Origin of the sequence: Bacillus sp. 2D03 (genome assembly GCF_003946765.1) — a bacterium.
Taxonomy (GTDB): Bacteria; Bacillota; Bacilli; order Bacillales; family Bacillaceae_G; genus Bacillus_A; species Bacillus_A cereus.
The window spans coordinates 873,797-896,361 of the sequence record NZ_RPSJ01000001.1 but is presented as its reverse complement, the minus strand read 5'-3'; the positions used below and the strand labels follow the sequence as shown (position 1 = coordinate 896,361).

The following is a 22,565-nucleotide window of genomic DNA, read 5'->3' as shown; positions in this document are numbered from 1 at the left end:
AGATTTCCCATAGCGTAAGCTAGTAAGATCCCTGAAAGATGATCAGGTTGATAGGTTCGAGGTGGAAGCATGGTGACATGTGGAGCTGACGAATACTAATAGATCGAGGACTTAACCATATAATATGAAGCAATGTTATCTAGTTTTGAAAGAATATAAAAAACTTGTTGACTTTAAAAGTTAAATGAGTTACAATGATTCTTGTCTTAAATGAATACAGTCTGGTAATGATGGCAGAGAGGCCACACCCGTTCCCATACCGAACACGGAAGTTAAGCTCTCTAGCGCCGATGGTAGTTGGGACCTTGTCCCTGTGAGAGTAGGACGTTGCCAGGCAAATGGAGGATTAGCTCAGCTGGGAGAGCACCTGCCTTACAAGCAGGGGGTCGGCGGTTCGATCCCGTCATCCTCCACCATTTAGCCGACTTAGCTCAATTGGTAGAGCAACTGACTTGTAATCAGTAGGTTGGGGGTTCAAGTCCTCTAGTCGGCACCAGAAATCATGGCGGTTGTGGCGAAGTGGTTAACGCACCGGATTGTGGCTCCGGCATTCGTGGGTTCGATTCCCATCAGTCGCCCCATTTTTCTTAAATAAATTAATATGCGGGTGTGGCGGAATTGGCAGACGCACTAGACTTAGGATCTGGCGCCTTTGGCGTGGGGGTTCGACTCCCTTCACCCGCACTTTTAATTAAATAACTCATACATGTCTTGCGGAAGTAGTTCAGTGGTAGAATACAACCTTGCCAAGGTTGGGGTCGCGGGTTCGAATCCCGTCTTCCGCTCCAATTTTCAATATGACATGCCGGGGTGGCGGAACAGGCAGACGCACAGGACTTAAAATCCTGCGGTGGGTGACCACCGTGCGGGTTCGACCCCCGCCCTCGGCACCATATGCGCCCGTAGCTCAATTGGATAGAGCGTTTGACTACGGATCAAGAGGTTAGGGGTTCGACTCCTCTCGGGCGCGCTTTTATTAACGGGAAGTGGCTCAGCTTGGTAGAGCACCTGGTTTGGGACCAGGGGGTCGCAGGTTCAAATCCTGTCTTCCCGATATTCCCAAAAAACATGGGGCCTTAGCTCAGCTGGGAGAGCGCCTGCCTTGCACGCAGGAGGTCAGCGGTTCGATCCCGCTAGGCTCCACTTATATTAATATTATTTATGGCGGTGTAGCTCAGCTGGCTAGAGCGTACGGTTCATACCCGTGAGGTCGGGGGTTCGATCCCCTCCGCCGCTACCATAAAGGACCTTTAGCTCAGCTGGTTAGAGCAGACGGCTCATAACCGTCCGGTCGTAGGTTCGAGTCCTACAAGGTCCACCATTAGACGTATATATCTCGGAGGTATACCCAAGTTCGGCTGAAGGGATCGGTCTTGAAAACCGACAGGCGGCGAGAGTCGCGCGGGGGTTCGAATCCCTCTACCTCCTCCATTTTTTCTAAAATGAATATTTTATCATCGCGGGGTGGAGCAGCACGGTAGCTCGTCGGGCTCATAACCCGAAGGTCGCAGGTTCAAATCCTGTCCCCGCAACCAAATGGTCCCGTGGTGTAGTGGTTAACATGCCTGCCTGTCACGCAGGAGATCGCCGGTTCGACCCCGGTCGGGACCGCCATTTTTTACATAAAGGCTCGGTAGCTCAGTCGGTAGAGCAGAGGACTGAAAATCCTCGTGTCGGCGGTTCGATTCCGTCCCGAGCCACCATTTTGAAATCACGAGCCGACTTAGCTCAATTGGTAGAGCAACTGACTTGTAATCAGTAGGTTGGGGGTTCAAGTCCTCTAGTCGGCACCACTTTCAAAATGAGCCATTAGCTCAGTTGGTAGAGCATCTGACTTTTAATCAGAGGGTCGAAGGTTCGAGTCCTTCATGGCTCACCATTTACAATTTAATGCGGGTGTAGTTTAGTGGTAAAACAAGAGCCTTCCAAGCTCTGGTCGAGAGTTCGATTCTCTTCACCCGCTTTTCAATTATGGGCCTATAGCTCAGCTGGTTAGAGCGCACGCCTGATAAGCGTGAGGTCGATGGTTCGAGTCCATTTAGGCCCACCATAATTGTTCCGCAGTAGCTCAGTGGTAGAGCTATCGGCTGTTAACCGATCGGTCGTAGGTTCGAGTCCTACCTGCGGAGCCATATTTATAGAGAAGTACCCAAGTGGCTCAAGGGGCTCCCCTGCTAAGGGAGTAGATCGCGAACGCGGTGCGAGGGTTCGAATCCCTTCTTCTCTGCCAGAATTGGCCCGTTGGTCAAGTGGTTAAGACACCGCCCTTTCACGGCGGTAACACGGGTTCGAATCCCGTACGGGTCATACTAAAAGAGATAGCATAATCTGCTATCTCTTTTTTGTTGTATAAAGGTGGACTTTGGATAGTCTGCATCTTTTATGCAATAGAAGAAATATGAAGTATGGGCTGTTGCAGTTGGGTATATAGAGCCGTAAATACAATCATGTTGTTTATTTGGGCCTGTATGAATATGAAGGAACTATCTATCTAATAAATGATACCTCAAGTTGAACTTTTACCCCAGCTGTATGGCTATAGCCTCCTACACTTGGAGAAACCGATGAAAATAAATAATATATAGAAGAAGCTGCTTTCTCTCAACAGGTGTGATCTACTGAAGACAGCTTTTTTATGTTGTCAGTATTGTCGAGTTTTGTCGGTAAGTCGATATATTGCAAAAATCGCTGATATAATTTGAGTTACGATCGATAAATTTTAATAATCGCTGATATATTTGGAGTTACGGTCGATATATTCTAAAAATCGCCGATATAATTTCACTTACCGACGAAAAACACAAGAAAAACCCTTTCACAATCTAAAGAAAACGCCTCCATTGAAATTGATTCCACACCTGTTCCAATAACTTTACACTCTATGTGAAAAAGTTCACAAATAGGTCATAATTTGTGAAGTAATTCACAATAATACGTGCTACAATATGAATGTAAAGAAGTTAAACAACATTAAATTAGTATTTTAATTAATTACTTAAACAATCATAAAAAAATATATGTGAACAATAGAGAGGGGAAATTACCATGAAAAAAGGTATCAATCGTGTAGTATTAGTAGGAACAGGAGCTGTAGGTTGTAGTTACGCTTACTCAATGATCAACCAAGGTGTAGCTGAAGAATTCGTATTAGTAGATGTTAATGAAGCAAAAGCAGAAGGGGAAGCAATGGACTTAAGTCATGCAGTACCATTCTCTCCATCACCAACAAAAGTTTGGAGCGGTAGCTATGCAGATTGTAAATATGCAGATTTAGTTGTTATCACTGCTGGGTTACCACAAAAGCCAGGTGAAACTCGTTTAGACTTAGTTGAGAAAAATACAAAGATCTTTAAACAAATCGTTCGCGGCATTATGGATAGCGGATTCGATGGAATCTTCTTAATCGCAACTAACCCAGTTGATATTTTAACTTACGTAACTTGGAAAGAATCTGGTTTACCGAAAGAGCGCGTAATCGGTTCTGGTACTACTTTAGACTCTGCTCGTTTCCGTTACATGTTAGGTGACTACTTAGATGTAGATCCACGCAACGTTCATGCTTACATCGTTGGTGAACACGGTGACACTGAACTTCCAGTATGGAGCCACGCTACTATCGGTGTACAAAAATTAGAAACAATCTTAGCTAACAACGAACAGTACAAACAAGAAGACTTAGACAAAATCTTCGAAAACGTACGTGATGCAGCTTACCATATCATCGAGCGTAAAGGTGCAACTTACTACGGAATCGGTATGTCACTACTTCGTGTAACTAAAGCAATCTTAAACAACGAGAACAGCGTATTAACTGTATCTGCATACCTTGAAGGTCAATACGGCGAGAAAGATGCTTACGTAGGTGTTCCAGCTGTAATTAACCGCGAAGGTGTACGTGAAATCGTAGAACTTGAGCTAAATGAAGAGGAAAAAGCGAAATTCGCTCATTCTGTAAAAGTATTAAAAGAAACAATGGCACCAGTACTATAATAATTGCTAAATAATTCAGAGGTGGGAAACTGCTTCTTACCTCTGAACTTATATAATTTAATATAAATTCCTTTTCCGGTTTCCCTTGTATATCCCCAATATACCCCTTTTGCTGGATAAGGGTCGTTTATAGAAAAGAGCACTCTATTTTACGTAGAGTGCTCTTTATTATTCCGCTATTTGCCGGGCAGTAAAAACCCACTGATTAAAGTTTCATTTTATTATTTTTTAGGTGTTAATCCTAATTTCTTTAAAATATCTGCCAGTGTACCGCTTTTGGATTTTTCTACAGGTGTTTGTGATTTAGATGCATCTGGACCTTTTTTCAAGAAGTTCCTTTCAACGAAGCGAATATCTTTTTCGTCGACAATACCATCTTTATTAAGGTCTCCGTCTTTTACAGTTAGTCCTTTTTTACCATAGTTGCTAGCGATAATTTCAGCATCTTTAATATCGATTACTTTATCACCATTTACATCGCCGGCAATGTTTTCTTCAGGTCTTGCATAATAATATTGGCCAAGCAGCTTACCGTCTTTTTCAGTACCAAGTTTCGTTGTTAGGCGGCTTGTTAAATGTCCTGGCACCTCTACATATAAGTTATAGTCGCGTTTATTAACTGGAAGTCCATTTAGTTTGAAGTATCCGTATTTATCTAGTGAGCCTTCAAACTTATGACGGTAAGAATCAGTCGCATATACTTTTACGCCAAGCTTTGTATAATCGAACTTTTCATCTAAATATCCGTGTTCATTTAAGAACACACCAGGTTTAATATTTCCTTCTACTAGTGAGTTTAAGGACATAACTGAGAATGTTTGATCTTGAAGTACACGCATTCTATTTGGTTCTGATTCACCTTGTTTCCAGTAAACAAAAATTGGTGACTCTAATTGAGCGTTTGCTTCATAAAATTCATCATTTTCTACTTTGAAAGTTACATCAATGAACGGGAAATCACCATCTAATCCAGCAAAGTTTTTGTCATCGATAGCGCCGCCAACTGTAACAGAACCTGCCTCTAGTTTCGGTTCATTTACTTTTGCGGTTACTCCTTTTTCGGAAAGTAGCTTTTCAAAAGCAGGATTAAATTTCGCATTTCAATAACATTGTGACAAAAAATATTGAGAAACATTTTTTTATGACAGATTATTTTGTTTTGATTTTGAGTGAAAAATAGCATGAAAAATAGGATAAACATAATAAAATAAAGGTTGAGAAAAAATAATTGGTAAAAATATAGAAGAATAATAAAGCGTTTTCAATGAATATTCGTCAAAATTCGATATTTTACACGGAAATGTGAAGAAAAGCTAACATTTTTAAGAAAAAAACGAATGTTTTTTATAAATTAACAAGGATATTGCAGTTTTTCGCAGAAATAGTTAAAGTATAAAAAATTCTGTCATCTAAGTGAGGTGAGCATATTGAGTGTAATAAATTGTGAAGAAGTGAAACGAGATGAGTTTCATACAGAAAAGTACTATGAAAGTTATAACATCTTTGGCGCACATGTTGTGACGGAAGATGAGATTCAAGGGGTACGATTTACAGTGTGGGCTCCTCATGCGAAAGCAATGAGTGTTGTTGGAGATTTTAATGAGTGGGATTATGAGCAACATAAGATGCTACAAGTGACAGAAGAAGGCATTTGGTCCTTATTTATACCGCATATTGAAGAAGGAGAAATATATAAATATGCGATTGAAACGTTGGCTGGTGACGTCATTTTAAAGGCAGATCCGTATGCTATATATGCAGAAGTAAGACCGAATACGGCATCTGTAGTTTTTGATATAAAAGGATATGAATGGAATGATAAAAACTGGAATCGTAAGAAAAAGAAAAAACCGATTTATAAAGAAGCGATGACAGTTTATGAATTACATTTTGGTTCTTGGAAAAAGAAAGAAGATGGAACACTATATTCTTACAGGGAAATGGCAGAAGAACTCATTCCGTATGTGGTGGAACATCAATTTACACATATTGAAATTATGCCGCTTGTTGAGCATCCATATGATCGTTCTTGGGGATATCAAGGAACGGGATATTATGCAGCGACGAGTAGATTTGGTACACCGCATGATTTAATGTATTTTGTCGACGAATGTCATAAATATGGAATCGGTGTCATTTTAGATTGGGTACCGGGGCACTTTTGTAAAGATGCTCACGGTTTATATTTGTTTGATGGCACACCGACCTATGAATATAAAGATAAAGATGTACAAGAAAATCTAGTATGGGGAACTGTCAATTTTGATTTAGGAAAGAGAGAGGTACGTAATTTCTTAATTTCAAATGCGTTATTTTGGATGAGATATTTCCATATTGATGGTTTCAGAGTAGATGCAGTTGCGAACATGTTGTACTGGAATAAAGAAGGACAAGAGCAAAGTAATGAGTACGCTGTGTCATTTTTACGGGAGTTAAATGAAGCGGTATTTGCAGAGGATGAAGATTTTCTTATGACGGCAGAGGATTCAACAGCTTGGCCACTTGTAACAGCACCAACGTATGAAGGTGGGCTTGGATTCAATTACAAATGGAATATGGGTTGGATGAATGACGTGCTGAAATATATGGAGTGTGCGCCAGAGTACAGAAAATATATTCATGAGAAAATGACGTTCTCTTTACTATATGCTTACTCTGAAAACTTCATATTACCCCTTTCTCATGATGAAGTCGTTCATGGGAAAAAGTCATTATTAAATAAAATGCCAGGTGATTACTGGGATAAGTTTGCTCAGCTTCGTTTATTATATGGATATTTCTTTACTCACCCAGGAAAGAAATTACTTTTCATGGGAGGAGAATTCGGGCAGTTTGATGAGTGGAAAGACCTTGAAGATTTAGATTGGAATTTACATGATTTTGAAATGCATCGTTATATGCATGATTACTTTAAAGAGCTCATAGCATTGTATAAGCGCTCAAAACCACTTTGGCAGCTTGATCATTCGCCTGAAGGTTTTCAGTGGATTGATGCTAATAATAACGAGCAAAGTATTTTCTCATTTATCCGCCAAGGGGATAAACAAGAAGATGCATTAGTTATCGTATGTAATTTTACGAAAGCTACATATGAAAACTATAAAGTAGGTGTACCAGATTTCGAGTATTATAACGAGATTTTAAATAGTGATGCTGAGCAATATGGCGGGTCAGGGCAAGTAAATAAGAAACGTCTGAAGGCGATTCAAGAACCGTTTCATAATCAAGCAGCACATGTAGAAATTACAATTCCACCATTTGGCGTATCCATATTACGACCAGTGAAGACGAGAAAGGGGAGCAAAAAACAAGATGGCTCAAAAACAAAAGTGCGTAGCAATGTTACTAGCAGGGGGAAAAGGTAGTCGTTTAAGTGCATTAACAAAGAATTTAGCCAAGCCAGCTGTTCCATTTGGTGGTAAATATCGCATTATTGATTTTACGCTAAGTAACTGTGCGAATTCTGGTATTGAAACGGTTGGGATTTTAACGCAATATCAACCACTCGAACTTCATAATTATATCGGAATCGGAAATGCGTGGGATTTAGACCGAGTAAACGGTGGGGTCACAGTCTTACCTCCTTATGCGGAGTCTTCAGGGGTTAAGTGGTATACAGGTACGGCAAGTGCCATTTATCAAAACTTAAACTATTTAAGTCAGTATGAACCGGAGTATGTTCTCATTTTATCAGGCGACCATATTTATAAAATGGATTACAGTAAGATGCTAGATTACCATATTGAGAAAGAATCGGACGTATCCATTTCTGTTATTGAAGTACCTTGGGATGAAGCAAGTCGCTTTGGCATTATGAATACAAATGAAGAAATGGAGATTGTTGAGTTTGAAGAGAAACCGCAATTTCCAAGAAGTAATCTTGCATCAATGGGAATCTATATTTTTAATTGGTCAATTTTGAAAGAGTATTTAGAGATGGATGCAAGAAACCCTGAATCTAGTAACGATTTCGGAAAAGACGTACTTCCGCTTTTATTGGATGAAGGGAAGAAGCTAATGGCGTATCCGTTTGAAGGATATTGGAAAGATGTTGGAACGGTGAAGAGCTTATGGGAAGCGAATATGGATTTGCTTCGCGATGAAACATCACTGAATTTAAATGATCGTAATTGGCGTATTTACTCTGTCAATCCAAACGAACCGCCTCAATATATTGCTGAAAAGGCGAAAGTAGAAGAATCGCTTATTAACGAAGGGTGCGTCATTGAAGGGGACGTGAAGCATTCTGTGTTATTCCAAGGAGTGACGGTGGAAGAAGGAAGTATGGTGATTGATTCTGTCGTTATGCCAGGGGCTAAGATTGGTAAAAATGTTGTGATTGAAAGAGCGATTGTTGGATCAGAAATGGTTATCGAAGATGGAACAATCATTCGTCCAGAAAAGAATGTTGACGATGTAGTATTAATTGCTGAAGGGAAATAGAAAAGGGGGATGAAATGAATGGGAGAAAAAATGTTAGGAATTATTAATGCAACGGGAAGTTTTCCTTCCTTAAAGAAAGTAACAGGGCATCGTTCACTAGCGGCGTTACCGTTTGGGGGCCGTTATCGACTCATTGATTTCATGCTTTCAAATATGGTGAATTCTAGTATTCATAGTGTGGCAGTTTTTACAAGCCATAAAAATCGTTCGTTAATGGACCATGTTGGTTCAGGAAAACAGTGGGATTTAGATAGAAAACGAGACGGACTATTTTTATTCCCGCCAAACTGCCAATGTGACCAAGATGAATTTGGGTCTTTTGCACACTTTAGAAGACATATTGATTATTTTCTAAGAAGCAGAGAAGAGTACGTTGTTATTACGAATAGCCATCTCGTAACAGCATTAAATTTTCAAGCGGTGTTAGAGCGACATATACATACGGCAGCTGATATTACGGAAGTTTGCCATGAAGGGGTTTCGCTTCAAACATATGTGTTAAAGAAACAATTATTGTTAGACTTATTTGAGTCATATAAAGATGTGGAACAATACAGTTTATTTGATGTAGTGAGAGAAAAGCGCGGGAAATCATTACACATTGCTACATATGAACATACTGGATATGTAGCAATTATTGACTCGATTGAAAGTTACTATAAACATAGCTTAGAAATTTTGCAACCTGCTATTTGGAAGCAATTATTTAAGAAAGAAGCACCGATCTTTACGAAAGTAAAAGATGAGCCACCAACTCGTTATCTAAAGGGTGCAGTCGTGAAAAATACAATGATTGCAAACGGTAGTATTATTGAAGGGGAAGTCGAAAACAGTGTTGTTTCCCGTTCAGTTAAAATTGGAAAAGGTTCAATTATTCGTAATAGCATTATTATGCAAAAGAGCCAAATTGGAGATAACTGTATAATAGACGGTGTTATTATTGATAAAGACGTGAAAATTGGTGACGGTGTTGTACTAAAAGGAAACGCCGATGAGCCATACGTTGTAGAAAAAGGAAGCGTTCAAAACAGTACGATTAATAGTTATTCTTAAGAGAATCAGTGGGGGTCTTCCTCCACTGATTAAAGTTTTAATTCAAATGAAAACTCGAAGGGAGGAAGCTGCAAGAGGAGTAATAAAAACTTTTCGCGCAGTGGGACAACAAGTGAATATTTTATTTGCAGTATCAGAATGTGTACCGTTTGTGAAATCGGGAGGATTAGCTGATGTAGCGGGTGCGCTCCCAAAAGAGCTGAAAAAATTAGGAGTGGACGTTCGTATTATACTTCCGAATTATAGTCTCATTCCGCAAAAGTTAAGAGATGGATGTACGTTACATAAAGTAATTAACGTCCCGCTTGGGTGGAGAAATCAATATTGTGGAATTTTAAAAGGTGAGCAAGACGGAATTACGTATTACTTAATAGATAATGAATATTATTTTAAGAGAGATTCTCTGTATGGTCATTATGATGACGGAGAGCGTTTTTCTTATTTTTCGAAAGCAGTTTTAGAGTGTATTCCGCATCTTGATTTCGAAGTGGATGTTCTTCATAGCCACGATTGGCATACAGCTATGGTTAATTTTTTACTACGTGAAAAGTATCAAGATAACCCATTATATGAGCATATTAAAACGGTATATACAATTCATAACTTGCAGTTCCAAGGTGTATTTCCTCCTGAAGTGATGTACGACTTGTTAGAACTTGGTGATGAATATTTCCATAGTGAGCAGTTAGAGTTTTATGGAAATGTGAACTTTATGAAGGGCGGTATTATCGCTTCTGATCAAATTACAGCGGTTAGCCCGACATATAAAGAAGAAATTCAATATGAATTTTTCGGTGAGAAGTTAGATGGGTTGTTACGAAAATATAATGATAAGCTTAGCGGCATTGTAAATGGAATTGATACGAGCGTATATAATCCAGAAACGGATTCGTATATTACTGCTCAGTACGATGCAGAGTCATTAGAGGAAAAGAATGAAAATAAACGCGCCTTGCAGCGTTATTTCGGTTTGCCAGAAAAAGAAGATACGCCGATTATTTCAATGGTAACGAGATTAACGAAGCAAAAAGGTCTTGATTTAGTACGTACTGTATTCCGTGAAATAATGGAGGAAGATGTACAATGCATTATTTTAGGATCAGGTGATTCGGAATATGAGCAATTCTTTGAGTGGATGGCATACGAGTATCCTGAGAAGGTAAAAGTGTATATCGGCTTTAATGAAGAATTAGCTCACCAAGTATATGCGGGAAGTGATTTATTTTTAATGCCATCACTGTTTGAACCGTGTGGACTTGGACAACTTATCGCATTAGCTTACGGTACGATTCCAATTGTAAGAGAAACAGGCGGATTAAATGATACGGTACAATCTTATGATGAAGAAACTGGAGAAGGAAATGGTTTCAGTTTCACGAACTTTAATGCACATGACATGTTGCACACAGTTCTTCGTGCAATTGAATTTTATCATGATAAACCGGTATGGGAGCAGCTTGTAAAGCAAGCGATGACGGAAGATTATAGCTGGGAGAAGTCAGCTCTTGCTTATAAGAAATTGTATAAAAGTCTCATGGAATAACATGTAGGTGGTGAAGAAATGTTTACTCATGTTGAAAGTTTCAAATCAGCTTTTCTAGAAAAGTTAGAGACGATGTATGGTAAAAGTTTCAAAGACTCTACAACTCGTGATCAATATAATACACTCGGCCATATGGTACGTGAGTATATGAATGGTCAATGGATTGCAACGAACGAGAGTTATCGATCCGGAGAGCAAAAGCAAATGTATTACTTGTCTATTGAGTTTTTGCTTGGACGTTTGCTTGGAAGTAACATCTTGAATTTAGGTATTCGAGATGTATGCGAGCAGGGGTTATCTGAACTAGGGATTTCGTTACAAGAGTTAGAAGAAGTGGAAGCAGATGCAGGTCTTGGAAATGGTGGACTTGGACGATTAGCAGCCTGTTTCCTTGACTCACTTGCATCGTTAAACTTACCAGGTCATGGTTGTGGCATTCGTTACAAACACGGCTTATTTGATCAAAAGATCGTTGATGGTTACCAAGTTGAATTTCCAGAACAATGGCTTCTTCATGAAAACGTATGGGAAGTAAGAAGGCATGATCAAGCTGTAGAAGTAAGTTACTTCGGCAATGTTGAACCGCTATACATTGATGGACGTTTAGAGTTTAGGCATACGAATGCAGAAGTGATTATGGCAGTACCATATGACGTTCCGGTAGTAGGTTATGAGACGAGTACTGTAAATACACTTAGACTTTGGAATGCTGAACCAGTTCCTTTCCCGCAAAATTGCAAAGATATTTTGAAATATAAGCGTGAAACAGAGGCGGTATCGGAGTTTTTATATCCAGATGATACGCATGATGAGGGGAAAATACTTCGTTTGAAACAACAGTATTTCCTCGTATCAGCAAGTTTGCAAAATATCGTTCGTATGCATAGAGAAAGATATGGTGATCTTCGTCAATTACATGAGAAAATTGCGATTCATATTAATGATACACATCCAGTTTTGGCGATTCCAGAATTGATGCGTATTTTATTAGATGAAGAAAAACTAGCATGGGAAGAAGCTTGGCACATAACGACGCAAACGATTTCTTATACAAATCATACGACGTTATCAGAAGCGCTTGAGAAGTGGCCAATTCACATTTTTAAACCGTTATTACCGAGAATTTATATGATTATTGAAGAGATTAATGAACGTTTCTGTCATGAGCTTTGGGAACGTTATCCGTATGAATGGCATCGTATTGAAGAGATGGCGATTATTGCACATGATCTTGTGAAAATGGCTCATTTGGCAATTGTCGGTAGCCATAGCGTAAACGGTGTAGCAAAAATTCATACGGAAATTTTAAAGCAACGTGAAATGCGATTGTTTTATGAGTTTTATCCAGATAAGTTTAATAATAAAACGAATGGGATCGCTCATAGACGCTGGTTAATGAAGGCGAATCCACAGCTGACAAACCTTATTTCAGAGGCGATTGGAACAGAGTGGAAGAAAGAACCGATTAAGCTTCAAGAGCTACAATTAGTTCAATACGATGCGAGTTTCCAAGAGAAATTTGCAGAGGTAAAACAAGAGCGTAAAGAAATTTTAGCGGCGCGCATTCATAATAAAATGGGGATTACAATTGATCCTAATTCTATTTTTGATGTGCAAGTAAAAAGACTGCATGCTTACAAACGACAATTACTAAACGTTCTTCATATTTTATATTTGTATAACCGTCTGAAAGAGGATGCTAGTTTTACATTTTATCCGCGTACTTTTATTTTTGGAGCGAAAGCATCACCTGGCTATTATTACGCGAAAAAAATTATTAAATTAATAAATGAACTCGCAAGAAAAGTGAATAATGATCCGTACGTAAGCCAATATATGAAAGTTATCTTTCTAGAAAACTATCGAGTTTCTGTAGCGGAAGATATATTCCCAGCGGCCGATGTAAGTGAACAAATTTCAACTGCGAGTAAAGAAGCATCGGGAACAGGGAATATGAAATTTATGATGAATGGTGCGATTACACTCGGAACGCTAGACGGAGCGAATATTGAAATAAAAGACAGGGTCGGTGATGATAACTGTTTCATTTTCGGTTTAACAGCAGAAGAGGTTCTTCATTACTATCAAAATGGTGGATATCGTGCAAGTGATTATTATCACCACAATGGGCACATTAAAAAGGTAGTAGATCAGTTAACGAATGGTTTCTTTGCACAGTCGGGAGCCGAATTTGAAGCAATTTACGATTCTCTCGTTATTCAAAATGATGAATATTTCGTTCTGCGAGATTTTGGTCCATATGCTGAAAGACAAGAAGCTGTCGGTAGAGCTTATGAGAACCGAACGAAGTGGCTAGAAATGTCGATTTTAAATATTGCACAGTCTGGTCATTTTGCGAGCGATCGAACGATTTTGCAGTACAGTAATGAAATTTGGGGTATTGGTAATGCTGTTAAACAGTTTTAAAGAGGTTGCTATATTGGGAGATATATTATCGATTTACCAACAGAAATGGATATTAATAAATAAAACGTGCTTAATAAAATTAAGCTCGTTTTATTTATTTTGCTTAAGAAAGAAATGGAACAGTGGTATATATGATACCTGCCCCATCATACTCTCTTGTCGCAAAGTATGAAAATGTAAAGAAACCTGTAACCGTAAAAATTACAATAAGGAAAAATGCGAAGATAAATTTTAACATGTAAGGTCCCCTCATCCAAAAATAACTTCATAGATTATTATAGTATACGAATATTTTATTTCCAATTGTTTACTGGTTAAAAATGAGAAGTCAGACATGTTTTGTATGTTGTAATGGAATGATTATTTGTAATGGATTTTGTGTTTTTTGTAAATGTCATGTTGTGATGGACGTGTGCATACTCCCAATCATGATCATTAAAATTTATGTTTCGGGGAGGGAGAAGTGGGACGACATCGAATAAGTTGACGAAACGAAAGCTACTAGCTACTTGTAGTTTATAATAATTTCGAAAAGCGATATCTCCTACTTTTGGAGAAGCGAATGTATAAAGTCCATACTGTGCGAAGGCAGTATTTATACGTGCATCTAATATGTGTAATGTGGCAAGCGCGCCACCTAGACTATGCCCAGTAGCTAGCAGTTTTTTATGTGCTGGCAATGATACGAGCATATCCATAATAGAATCACGACAAGACTCATAAATAGAGAGAAAACCGTTATGGACATTTCCGCCATTTAAAGCATAAGGATAAGGTTTTTGATTGACGAGAGAATCAATAATCCAATCTGGATCTGTTTGAGTGCCTCTGAAGGCAACGATAATTGTATCCTCAGATTCTAATATAAATCCGAACCATTCTGTTGTTTGAATGGCCTTTCCTTGAAAACCTTGTACATATTGAAAACCATCTGGTATTTCGAAAATGCCATTTTGTTTATATTGTTCATACGTTAACTCACAACAAGAAGCTAACAGTATGGCAGTTTCTTTATCAAAGGATAAAGGAGTACGCATTAAGGTAGCCCTCCTTAAGAAAAGGTATAGTTTAATATATGCGGTGAGGAACTTGATTCATTCTTTTGGAGGTGGAGAATAGCTTGTATCGCTTACCTAAATCAGTGGAGGAAATTATAATGTCAAAATAAAACAGTGCCTGATAAGGGCACTGTTTACTCTTTTTCATCTCAAGGAATCGACTTTTTTAGTTATTCTTAATGAACTGACGCATGCGTTAGTTGCATAAGTAAGAGGTTTGAAAAAATAGCCTGTATATATTTGAATGATGAATAACTTACCTATTTTCTTGTGTTTGTTTGCGTTACATACAGAAAAAATTCGGAAAATAAAACATATTATTTATCTGTTTGTTTTTGCTTCTTTTTCAAATACTCCATACGCAATTTTTCAAGTTGCTGCTTTTTATCAAATTTGGCAGGCTTCTGTTTTTCATGGAACTTTGCCACAGCTACCTGACTTTTGGAATCCAATTGATATTTTCCCACTTTGTTCACCTACTTTTCTTGTCTCTAAAGAGAATCTACTCAACAAATATAATATACCTTATTTTCCTGAAGTAAACCTTATTACTTTATTTTAACTGCTTTTTCTCGTTTGTAGACGTAAATTAAAACACCCTTTCACTTTATTACTGCAAGCAAGGGTGTTTTAATTTTATTATTTTATTAGTTGATGGCCATGCCCACATAAGGGCACAGTTTACTCTTTCCCATCTAATAAACGACCAAGGCCACCTAATACACTACCTTCGCCAGTACTTTGCGCTGCTGGGCTTGTAAGGCGTGCTGCTAATCGGCTAAGTGTTAAGGACTGAATCCAAACTGTTCCAGGTCCTTCTAACGTTGCGAAGAATAAACCTTCGCCGCCAAATAGAGCTGTTTTTACTTTTCCAACGAACTCGACATCATAGTTAATGTCTTTTGTCATAGCAACAAGACAACCTGTATCAATGCGAAGTTTCTCACCAGGTTTTAATTCACGTTTATATACAGTTCCACCTGCGTGCATGAAAGCAAGACCGTCACCTTCAAGTTTCTGCATGATGAAACCTTCACCACCGAAGAAACCAGTTCCTATTTTTTTCGTAAATTCAATTCCGATAGAAACACCTTTTGCGGCACAAAGAAAGGCATCTTTTTGACAAACTACTTTTCCTTGATATTCTGTTAAATCTACAGGAATAATTTTACCAGGATAAGGAGCAGCAAATGAGACGTGGCGTTTGCCGTGACCTGTATTTGTAAATACAGTCATAAACATACTTTCGCCTGTAACGAGACGCTTACCAGCGCCCATTAATTTTCCGAATAAACCTCCAGATGGGCCAGAACCATCACCGAAGATTGTTTCCATTTCTATGTAATCTTCCATCATCATCATTGCGCCAGCTTCTGCGATCACGCTTTCTTCTGGATCTAACTCAATTTCAACAAACTGCATATCATCTCCGTATAACTTATACTCGATTTCATGTGCTCTCATTTTTTTCACCTCGTATGTAATAGATACTTATATTGTACAGAATTTAATAGGATTAGAATACTTTAGTTTTGTTAATTTTCAAATAAAATGGGGCCAACCCAAACGGATTAGCAGCTCCCGCCAATCAAATTATCCACAAATACCGGGCTAAAATATGAATATGGAAATTCAACATTATATTAAAATTATAAAAAAATGGTGGAATGAAAGTGTTCTCATTTGACGTTTTGGATATAGCGTGATATAGTGAAATCACTATTGAGCTACATAATGTGGTACGGAAATAAAGCACGTTGAATTAAAGGCTGTAAGCTTGTTATACATTCATGTCCTTTATATCCACCTTTTCATGTGGATTCATAGTTTCATTTTTATTTAGGAGGTACATGACATGCAAACAGGTAAAGTTAAATGGTTCAACAGCGAAAAAGGTTTCGGTTTCATCGAAGTTGAAGGTGGAGACGATGTATTCGTTCACTTCTCAGCTATCCAAGGTGACGGATTCAAAACTTTAGAAGAAGGTCAAGAAGTTTCTTTCGAAATCGTTGAAGGTAACCGTGGACCACAAGCTGCTAACGTTACAAAAAACTAATTAGCTAGCGATAAAAAGCATTCCGATTTTCGGAATGCTTTTTTTTTATTCTTTGGAACTCGACTCATTTGAAGATAGTTCGCCCTTAAACGTACGCTCTTCAAAGTCATCAAGCATTTGCTCATATTCTTCATGTTCTTCCGTAGCGAAAACTTGCGGATTTTTTCCATACATATCTGTACCGATAAAGTTTTCGAAATCCTCTACGTAGCCTACGTTTTCTTCACTATTTACGTACATGCCATTATAGTTTTTCGAATCTTGTCTTTCTAAATCAGATGGTGTTTCAGATGTTCCGTAATTAGCAACATCTTGCCATGCATCTTCTGCATCATATTCAACAGAACGATCTTCATCATGTTTGTGGAAAGAAGGAGATAACACTTCTTCTTCGACTGGTCGTGTATTCATATTTAGCTTATTTGTCGCGTGCTGGATGCATGTTGTAGCAGTCGGCATTGCTTCTAATCTTTCAAATGGAATTTCTTCGCCAGACACTTCGCAAATGCCGTACGTACCCGCTTCTATTTTTTGCAAGGCATGTTTCGTATCCTCTAGCTGTTTATGCCAAAGTTCAATAAGCCCGAAGTCTTTTTCACGTTCATATAGCTCTGTTGCCATATCAGCTGGATGGTTATCATAGCTAGATAATTCTCCAACAGACTCACGTTCAGATGCACGATCTTCATTTTCGTGTGTTTGTATCGTTTGCTCTAGTTCGTGTTTTTGTTTTTCTAAAACGGATTTAAATTGATTTATTTGTTGTGGAGTTAACATAGTCGTCCACCTTCCTACAATTCAGTTTCTTTACATAGTATGAGCGTTGCGAGTAGGAATTATGAGAGGAATTTCAGATATGAAAAAGGAGCCGCATAAGCAGCTCCTTTTATAGAAAGTATCCAAGTAATAATCCGATTCCCATGAGGAGACCGAAGATCGTATTTGTTTTTGCTGTTGCAATCATCGCAGGTACCATTTCCATTGGAATGCTTTTGCCGATAAAGCCTTTCGTCGCTTTAAATGCTTTCGGTGCACTTAAAAATACGATAAGCATCCATGGTGATACGATGCCCACGATAATTAAAGCAATTGTCCAAATGTAGGAAACGATGAACATAGAAGCAAGTACACCAACCGCTCTTTCACGTCCAACGAGAATTGCTAACGTTTTACGACCGTTTTCTTTATCGCCATCTAAGTCACGAATATTATTAGCTAGTAAAATGGCACCAATTAAAATGGAGCTTGGAATAGATAGTAAAATGACTTCTGATGTTACAGTTCCAGTTTGAATAAAGAATGAAATTCCAATAATGATAACACCCATAAATAATCCGGCTGTTAACTCTCCAAATGGTGTATAGGCAATGGGAAGTGGGCCACCCGTGTAAAGGTAAGCAACGGCCATACAAACAAGACCGATTGCAGCAAGCCACCAGCTAGAATTCATACAAATATAAACACCTAATAGTATTGCGATGCCGAAAAATCCAAATGCTAAGTTAAGCACTGTTTTTGGCTGAATGCCATCGCGAACGATAGCGCCGCCGATACCAACTGAACCTTCGTGATCGAGTCCTCTTTTATAATCAAAGTATTCATTAAACATGTTTGTTGCTGCCTGAATGAGAAGACAAGCAAGAAGCATTATAAGGAAAAGAGGGAGATGTATTTGATTTATACCTCCGACCTGCATTGCATAGGCTGTTCCGATGAAAACAGGAACGAAAGCTGCTGTTAATGTATGGGGACGTAGTAAACTCCACCAAATGCGCCAGCCTGTTTGCTTGCTTGGTTTTGGCGCCGTAGGAGAGGAATTCGTTTCGACGTTCATTTCCATGTTGAATCCTCCTTTGGTCACATATTGTACACAACTAAGTGTAGAAAAAGCATCATTTAGTGTCAACGTTTATTTTCTAGGAAGAGAAGGTGAATTTCTCAGAAATGCTAAACGTTGACAGGCCTTTCGTTTGAGGTGTATCTTAAAATCAAGCGTAATTATGACTATTTTTCGCCCATAGGGGGGAGACAATTGTGATTCAAACGAAACAAAAAGGCTTGCAAGAAGTTCTTAGTGCAGCCATTAAGCATGCAACTGATGAAAAAATATTGGTTAGTTTTGTAAAACAAATAGACTGGATGGATCCGCTTCTGTTTTATGCAGCAGGAAAAAGGATTGCATTGGAAAATAGATGTTATTTTGCAGATCCAGCTCAGCATGTAATATTTGCTGGAATTGGCTCTGTTTTCACTATAGCAAATTCTTCTCACAAACGCTTTCAAGCGGCTCGTGACGAGTGGGATAAAGTAAAAGAGAAAGCATTTGTACAAAGAGAAAAATATGAATTTGGAACAGGTCCTCTTTTATTTGGTGGATTTTCATTTGACCAAGAAAAAGAGAAAACGGACTTATGGAAAGAATTCGATGATACGACATTTTCACTACCAGCATTTTTATTAACTGTAAAAAATGAAAAAGCATGGTTAACAATGAATACATTCGTTTCAGCAACAGATTGTGCAGAAACTCTTTATAACGAAATTGTTTCTTTAGAAGAGAAAATTTTTGGGGAGAGTAAATGTGCATTAGAAGGATCGAAATTAACAGTTACTTCTAAAGTGGAAGTAGATCCAAAAAGCTGGATGAATGCCATTGAGAAAGTGCAAGATGAGATGAAGCAGGGGAACGTGCAGAAGGTTGTATTAGCGAGGGAGCTAAAAGTAGAAATGGATCATCATATTGATTCTGCTCTCGTTTTAGAAGCACTTCGCATTGGGCAACCGGATTGTTACGTATTTTCTTTTGATTATAAAGGAGCATGCTTCTTAGGAGCGACGCCAGAGAGGTTAATTCGCAAAGAAGATGAGAAGTTTACTTCGATGTGTCTTGCTGGTTCAACTGGTCATGGTCAATCTATAGAAGAAAGTAAGCGAAATAGTAATGCGCTTCTTCATGATGAAAAGAATTTAGCTGAACACGGTTATGTTGTAAACATGATTCGAGGAGTATTAAATGAGCACTGCGAATCTGTTAATATTCCGGAAAGTCCGGGCTTATTAACAACGAAAAACTTAATTCATTTATATACGCCTGTAGAGGCAAAGGGCGATGCGAGTCTTTTAACAATGGTAGAAGAATTACATCCAACACCAGCTCTTGGCGGGACACCTCGTTTGGAAGCGATGAAACTGATTCGTGATGTTGAATTGTTAGACAGAGGATTATATGGCGCACCGATTGGCTGGATAGATGATGAAGGAAATGGTGAGTTTGCGGTTGCACTCCGCTGCGGGTTATTAAATGGCGAGAAAGCATCATTATTTGCTGGTTGCGGGATTGTAATTGATTCTGTACCGCAACTTGAATATGAAGAAACAAGTTTGAAGTTTAGACCGATGCTTGGTGCTTTGGAGGAATTAATGAAATGAACAATCATATAGAAGCATTATCATATTATTTAGGCGCGTTCGTGGATGAACTGACGCGTCTAAATGTATGTGATGTTGTCATTAGTCCAGGCTCACGGTCAACGCCGATTGCTCTACTAATGGAACAACATGAAGGAATGAACACTTATTTACATGTAGATGAAAGATCTGCAGGATTTTTTGCGCTCGGTATTGCGAAAGCAAAAAAACGCCCAGTAGCATTATTATGTACGTCAGGAACAGCAGCAGCGAACTATTATCCAGCTGTATGTGAAGCTTTTCATTCAAGGGTCCCGCTTATCGTCTTAACAGCGGATAGACCGCATGAATTAAGAGATGTGGGTGCACCACAAGCAATGAATCAATTTAATTTATACGGTACTTTTGTGAAACAATTTACAGAGATGGCACTGCCAGAAGCAAGTGAGGCGATGTATCATTACGCTCGTATGACGACGCAGCGTATAGTAGCAAATGCTTGTTTAGCGCCGCAGGGTCCTGTTCATCTTAATTTTCCAGTTCGCGAGCCGCTTATCCCTGATTTCTCACTAGAAAGCTTATGGGATAAAGGACGTAGTGAATATACAGGAGTAGTTCAGCAAGGAAACGCGGTGATGCCGAGTGAATATGTAGATTCTCTTGTAGGGCGCCTTTCACATATGGAAAAGGGGCTTATTATTTGTGGAGATGATAGTCATGCAGAAATTGCAATGTTTGCAACGCAATTAGCTGAGAAAACTGGCTATCCTATATTAGCAGACCCACTTTCTAATATTCGTAGCGGACACCACGATAAAACGATGGTAATTGACTGTTACGATACATTTTTACGAAATGAACAGTTAAAAGAAACATGGCAACCGGACGTTTTAATTCGCTTTGGTGGTATGCCTATTTCTAAATCATTAACGCAGTTCATAAAAAAACAAACAAAAGCAGTTCATATCGTTGTCGATGAATCAGGACAATGGAGAGATCCAGCTCTTGTTGCGACAGAAGTTGTGCAAGCAAGTGACATTGAATTCTGCAAGGCATTAATAGAAAAAATGCCAGTTATGAAAAAGAATGATTGGTTCAGTATGTGGCAACATATAAACGAAAAAACGAAGGAAACGCTTCGTGAAATGGAAACATATGAAACTGCATTTGAAGGAAAGGTTATTACAGATATTGTGCGCGTATTACCAGAAGACGCAACGTTATTTGCGAGCAATAGTATGCCAATTCGTGATACAGACTCATTCTTCTTCACATCGGATAAAAATATCCATGTGATGGCAAATCGTGGTGTAAATGGTATTGATGGAATCATTTCGACAGCTCTAGGAGCGAGCGTTATTTGCGACCCACTTGTATTAGTGATTGGTGATTTATCATTTTATCACGATTTAAATGGACTGTTAGCAGCGAAATTACATGAATTAAACATAACAATTGTCGTTGTAAATAATGATGGCGGGGGTATTTTCTCATTCTTACCACAGTATGAGAAAAAGGAACATTTTGAATCATTATTTGGAACACCAATTGGACTTGATTATGAGCACGTTGTCAAAATGTACGGTGGTTCATTTAGCCGTGTAAACGGTTGGGAGCAATTCCGAGAAGAGGTACAAAAGGGAACAAGGGCGGAAGGTTTAAACGTTGTGGAAATTTGTACGAATCGTGATGAGAACTTAACATTGCACCGTACATTATGGACAAAAACGATGGACGTAATTACTACATCTTTACAAGGTGAATCAAAATGAAAGTAACGCTGCAAGGTGTATCGTATGAATATGAAGTAGTCGGAAGCGGGGAACCACTTCTACTTCTTCATGGTTTTACGGGAAGCATGGAAACGTGGCGTTCTTTTATCTCTTCATGGAGTGAGCAGTTTCAAGTTATTGTAGTGGATCTTGTTGGACATGGAAAGACCGAGAGTCCTGAAGATGTTGCGCATTATGACATTCGAAATGTGGCATTGCAAATGAAAGAACTATTAGATTATCTTCATATTGAAAAAGCACATATACTTGGCTATTCAATGGGCGGTAGATTGGCGATTACGATGGCATGTCTATATCCAGATTATGTACATTCTCTTTTATTAGAAAATTGTACAGCTGGGCTCGAAAACGAAGCAGATAGAAAAGAACGTCGTGAAAAAGATGATCGACTTGCCGATAAAATTGAGCGAGAAGGCATAGAAAGTTTTGTATCGATGTGGGAAAATATTCCGCTTTTTGAAACGCAAAGACGTTTAGCAAAAAACGTACAAGAAGCGGTGCGAAAAGAACGACTTGCTAACAACCCAAAAGGGCTCGCAAATAGCTTGCGAGGCATGGGAACTGGGGCTCAGCCTTCATGGTGGGATGAGCTGAAAAACTTAAAAATACCTGTTCTTTTAATGAACGGAGAGCATGATGAAAAGTTCTTTCGCATATTAAAAAACATCGAAAAATGCGTCTCTGACGCGAAATTTGTCAAAATTGATGGTGCTGGCCATGCAATTCATGTGGAACAACCGGAAAAGTTTGATACAATAGTAAAGGGATTTCTAAAAACTATGCAGTGATGCTTT

At 38.7% G+C, this 22,565-nt stretch carries 16 protein-coding genes, 22 tRNA genes, 2 rRNA genes and 2 pseudogenes; 34 read left to right on the top strand and 8 right to left on the bottom strand.

The window, feature by feature from the left end; genetic code table 11:
- From EBQ15_RS05095 to EBQ15_RS04980, 24 genes are all read left to right on the top strand, one after another.
- Positions 1-119 (top strand): 23S ribosomal RNA (locus EBQ15_RS05095); the annotation flags it as partial.
- Positions 120-220: 101 nt separating this feature from the next.
- Positions 221-336 (top strand): 5S ribosomal RNA (rrf, locus tag EBQ15_RS05090).
- Between the two features lie 4 nt (positions 337-340).
- Positions 341-416: transfer RNA gene (locus EBQ15_RS05085), tRNA-Val, on the top strand.
- A gap of 4 nt (positions 417-420) precedes the next feature.
- Positions 421-496 (top strand) — tRNA-Thr (locus tag EBQ15_RS05080).
- Positions 497-505: 9 nt separating this feature from the next.
- A tRNA-His gene (locus EBQ15_RS05075) sits at positions 506-581 on the top strand.
- Between the two features lie 22 nt (positions 582-603).
- A tRNA-Leu gene (locus EBQ15_RS05070) sits at positions 604-684 on the top strand.
- A 29-nt stretch (positions 685-713) separates the two neighbouring features.
- Positions 714-788 (top strand) — tRNA-Gly (locus EBQ15_RS05065).
- Between the two features lie 16 nt (positions 789-804).
- Positions 805-893, top strand: a tRNA-Leu gene (locus EBQ15_RS05060).
- Positions 894-896: 3 nt separating this feature from the next.
- A tRNA-Arg gene (locus tag EBQ15_RS05055) sits at positions 897-970 on the top strand.
- A gap of 10 nt (positions 971-980) precedes the next feature.
- Positions 981-1,054, top strand: a tRNA-Pro gene (locus EBQ15_RS05050).
- Positions 1,055-1,070: 16 nt separating this feature from the next.
- Positions 1,071-1,143, top strand: a tRNA-Ala gene (locus tag EBQ15_RS05045).
- A 20-nt stretch (positions 1,144-1,163) separates the two neighbouring features.
- Positions 1,164-1,240 (top strand) — tRNA-Met (locus tag EBQ15_RS05040).
- 4 nt (positions 1,241-1,244) lie between these two features.
- A tRNA-Ile gene (locus EBQ15_RS05035) sits at positions 1,245-1,321 on the top strand.
- Positions 1,322-1,338: 17 nt separating this feature from the next.
- A tRNA-Ser gene (locus tag EBQ15_RS05030) sits at positions 1,339-1,431 on the top strand.
- Positions 1,432-1,458: 27 nt separating this feature from the next.
- Positions 1,459-1,535 (top strand) — tRNA-Met (locus EBQ15_RS05025).
- 3 nt (positions 1,536-1,538) lie between these two features.
- Positions 1,539-1,614: transfer RNA gene (locus EBQ15_RS05020), tRNA-Asp, on the top strand.
- Between the two features lie 13 nt (positions 1,615-1,627).
- Positions 1,628-1,703 (top strand) — tRNA-Phe (locus EBQ15_RS05015).
- Between the two features lie 14 nt (positions 1,704-1,717).
- A tRNA-Thr gene (locus tag EBQ15_RS05010) sits at positions 1,718-1,793 on the top strand.
- A gap of 10 nt (positions 1,794-1,803) precedes the next feature.
- Positions 1,804-1,879 (top strand) — tRNA-Lys (locus EBQ15_RS05005).
- A 13-nt stretch (positions 1,880-1,892) separates the two neighbouring features.
- Positions 1,893-1,963 (top strand) — tRNA-Gly (locus EBQ15_RS05000).
- 10 nt (positions 1,964-1,973) lie between these two features.
- Positions 1,974-2,050, top strand: a tRNA-Ile gene (locus tag EBQ15_RS04995).
- Between the two features lie 7 nt (positions 2,051-2,057).
- Positions 2,058-2,132: transfer RNA gene (locus EBQ15_RS04990), tRNA-Asn, on the top strand.
- 7 nt (positions 2,133-2,139) lie between these two features.
- Positions 2,140-2,230 (top strand) — tRNA-Ser (locus tag EBQ15_RS04985).
- Between the two features lie 5 nt (positions 2,231-2,235).
- Positions 2,236-2,307, top strand: a tRNA-Glu gene (locus EBQ15_RS04980).
- A gap of 100 nt (positions 2,308-2,407) precedes the next feature.
- On the opposite strand, the pseudogene EBQ15_RS31500 reads toward EBQ15_RS04980, so the two are convergent.
- A pseudogene (locus EBQ15_RS31500) lies at positions 2,408-2,574 on the bottom strand (IS4 family transposase); the annotation flags it as partial.
- A 471-nt stretch (positions 2,575-3,045) separates the two neighbouring features.
- On the opposite strand from EBQ15_RS31500, the gene EBQ15_RS04975 reads away from it, so the two are divergent.
- The gene (locus EBQ15_RS04975) at positions 3,046-3,990 is read left to right on the top strand and encodes an L-lactate dehydrogenase (protein WP_000715352.1); all 945 of its coding nucleotides are present in this window, start codon (positions 3,046-3,048) and stop codon (positions 3,988-3,990) included.
- Between the two features lie 221 nt (positions 3,991-4,211).
- Here EBQ15_RS04975 and EBQ15_RS04965 read toward each other — a convergent pair.
- Positions 4,212-5,090: pseudogene (locus tag EBQ15_RS04965) on the bottom strand (dockerin type I domain-containing protein); the annotation flags it as partial.
- Positions 5,091-5,417: 327 nt separating this feature from the next.
- Here EBQ15_RS04965 and glgB point away from each other — a divergent pair.
- From glgB to glgP, 5 genes are all read left to right on the top strand, one after another.
- Positions 5,418-7,355 (top strand): 1,4-alpha-glucan branching protein GlgB, encoded by a 1,938-nt coding sequence (glgB, locus tag EBQ15_RS04955; protein WP_000111397.1) that lies wholly within the window; start codon positions 5,418-5,420, stop codon positions 7,353-7,355.
- Positions 7,303-8,433: a glucose-1-phosphate adenylyltransferase gene (gene glgC / locus EBQ15_RS04950; protein ID WP_000057604.1), complete on the top strand. Its 1,131-nt coding sequence runs from the start codon at positions 7,303-7,305 to the stop codon at positions 8,431-8,433. Before glgB ends, glgC begins: the two co-directional genes overlap by 53 nt.
- A gap of 18 nt (positions 8,434-8,451) precedes the next feature.
- The gene (gene glgD, locus EBQ15_RS04945) at positions 8,452-9,486 is read left to right on the top strand and encodes a glucose-1-phosphate adenylyltransferase subunit GlgD (protein WP_000504163.1); all 1,035 of its coding nucleotides are present in this window, start codon (positions 8,452-8,454) and stop codon (positions 9,484-9,486) included.
- Positions 9,487-9,598: 112 nt separating this feature from the next.
- Positions 9,599-11,029 (top strand): glycogen synthase GlgA, encoded by a 1,431-nt coding sequence (gene glgA / locus EBQ15_RS04940; protein WP_033683981.1) that lies wholly within the window; start codon positions 9,599-9,601, stop codon positions 11,027-11,029.
- A gap of 18 nt (positions 11,030-11,047) precedes the next feature.
- On the top strand, positions 11,048-13,456 hold the full coding sequence (glgP, locus tag EBQ15_RS04935) for a glycogen phosphorylase (protein WP_000494063.1): 2,409 nt from the start codon (positions 11,048-11,050) through the stop codon (positions 13,454-13,456).
- Between the two features lie 103 nt (positions 13,457-13,559).
- On the opposite strand, the gene EBQ15_RS31790 is transcribed toward glgP, so the two are convergent.
- From EBQ15_RS31790 to EBQ15_RS04925, 4 genes are all read right to left on the bottom strand, one after another.
- A complete protein-coding gene (locus tag EBQ15_RS31790; protein WP_000911066.1) occupies positions 13,560-13,694 on the bottom strand; it encodes a hypothetical protein in 135 nt (44 codons plus the stop codon).
- A gap of 76 nt (positions 13,695-13,770) precedes the next feature.
- On the bottom strand, positions 13,771-14,493 hold the full coding sequence (locus EBQ15_RS04930; protein ID WP_001260134.1) for a lipase family protein: 723 nt from the start codon (positions 14,491-14,493) through the stop codon (positions 13,771-13,773).
- Between the two features lie 338 nt (positions 14,494-14,831).
- On the bottom strand, positions 14,832-14,981 hold the full coding sequence (locus tag EBQ15_RS31035; protein WP_000521638.1) for a hypothetical protein: 150 nt from the start codon (positions 14,979-14,981) through the stop codon (positions 14,832-14,834).
- Positions 14,982-15,195: 214 nt separating this feature from the next.
- A complete protein-coding gene (locus tag EBQ15_RS04925) occupies positions 15,196-15,978 on the bottom strand; it encodes a TIGR00266 family protein (protein WP_001201257.1) in 783 nt (260 codons plus the stop codon).
- Between the two features lie 391 nt (positions 15,979-16,369).
- Between EBQ15_RS04925 and cspD the strand changes: the two genes are divergently transcribed.
- A complete protein-coding gene (cspD, locus tag EBQ15_RS04920) occupies positions 16,370-16,570 on the top strand; it encodes a cold-shock protein CspD (RefSeq protein WP_001193054.1) in 201 nt (66 codons plus the stop codon).
- Positions 16,571-16,615: 45 nt separating this feature from the next.
- On the opposite strand, the gene EBQ15_RS04915 is transcribed toward cspD, so the two are convergent.
- Entirely contained in the window at positions 16,616-17,347 is a 732-nt protein-coding gene (locus EBQ15_RS04915) for a yteA family sporulation protein (RefSeq protein WP_000957365.1), read from the bottom strand.
- Between the two features lie 109 nt (positions 17,348-17,456).
- Positions 17,457-18,410 carry a 1,4-dihydroxy-2-naphthoate polyprenyltransferase gene (locus EBQ15_RS04910; RefSeq protein ID WP_000425740.1) on the bottom strand — a complete coding sequence of 318 codons (954 nt, stop codon included), beginning with the start codon at positions 18,408-18,410 and terminating at the stop codon, positions 17,457-17,459.
- Between the two features lie 194 nt (positions 18,411-18,604).
- Between EBQ15_RS04910 and EBQ15_RS04905 the strand changes: the two genes are divergently transcribed.
- The 3 genes from EBQ15_RS04905 to menH are packed head-to-tail and all read left to right on the top strand — an operon-like array spanning position 18,605 to position 22,559.
- Entirely contained in the window at positions 18,605-19,999 is a 1,395-nt protein-coding gene (locus EBQ15_RS04905; protein ID WP_000616751.1) for an isochorismate synthase, read from the top strand.
- The gene (gene menD, locus EBQ15_RS04900) at positions 19,996-21,750 is read left to right on the top strand and encodes a 2-succinyl-5-enolpyruvyl-6-hydroxy-3-cyclohexene-1-carboxylic-acid synthase (protein ID WP_001059209.1); all 1,755 of its coding nucleotides are present in this window, start codon (positions 19,996-19,998) and stop codon (positions 21,748-21,750) included. The genes EBQ15_RS04905 and menD overlap by 4 nt, the downstream gene beginning before the upstream one ends.
- A complete protein-coding gene (gene menH / locus EBQ15_RS04895) occupies positions 21,747-22,559 on the top strand; it encodes a 2-succinyl-6-hydroxy-2,4-cyclohexadiene-1-carboxylate synthase (protein ID WP_000869211.1) in 813 nt (270 codons plus the stop codon). Before menD ends, menH begins: the two co-directional genes overlap by 4 nt.
- Positions 22,560-22,565: the final 6 nt, after the last annotated feature.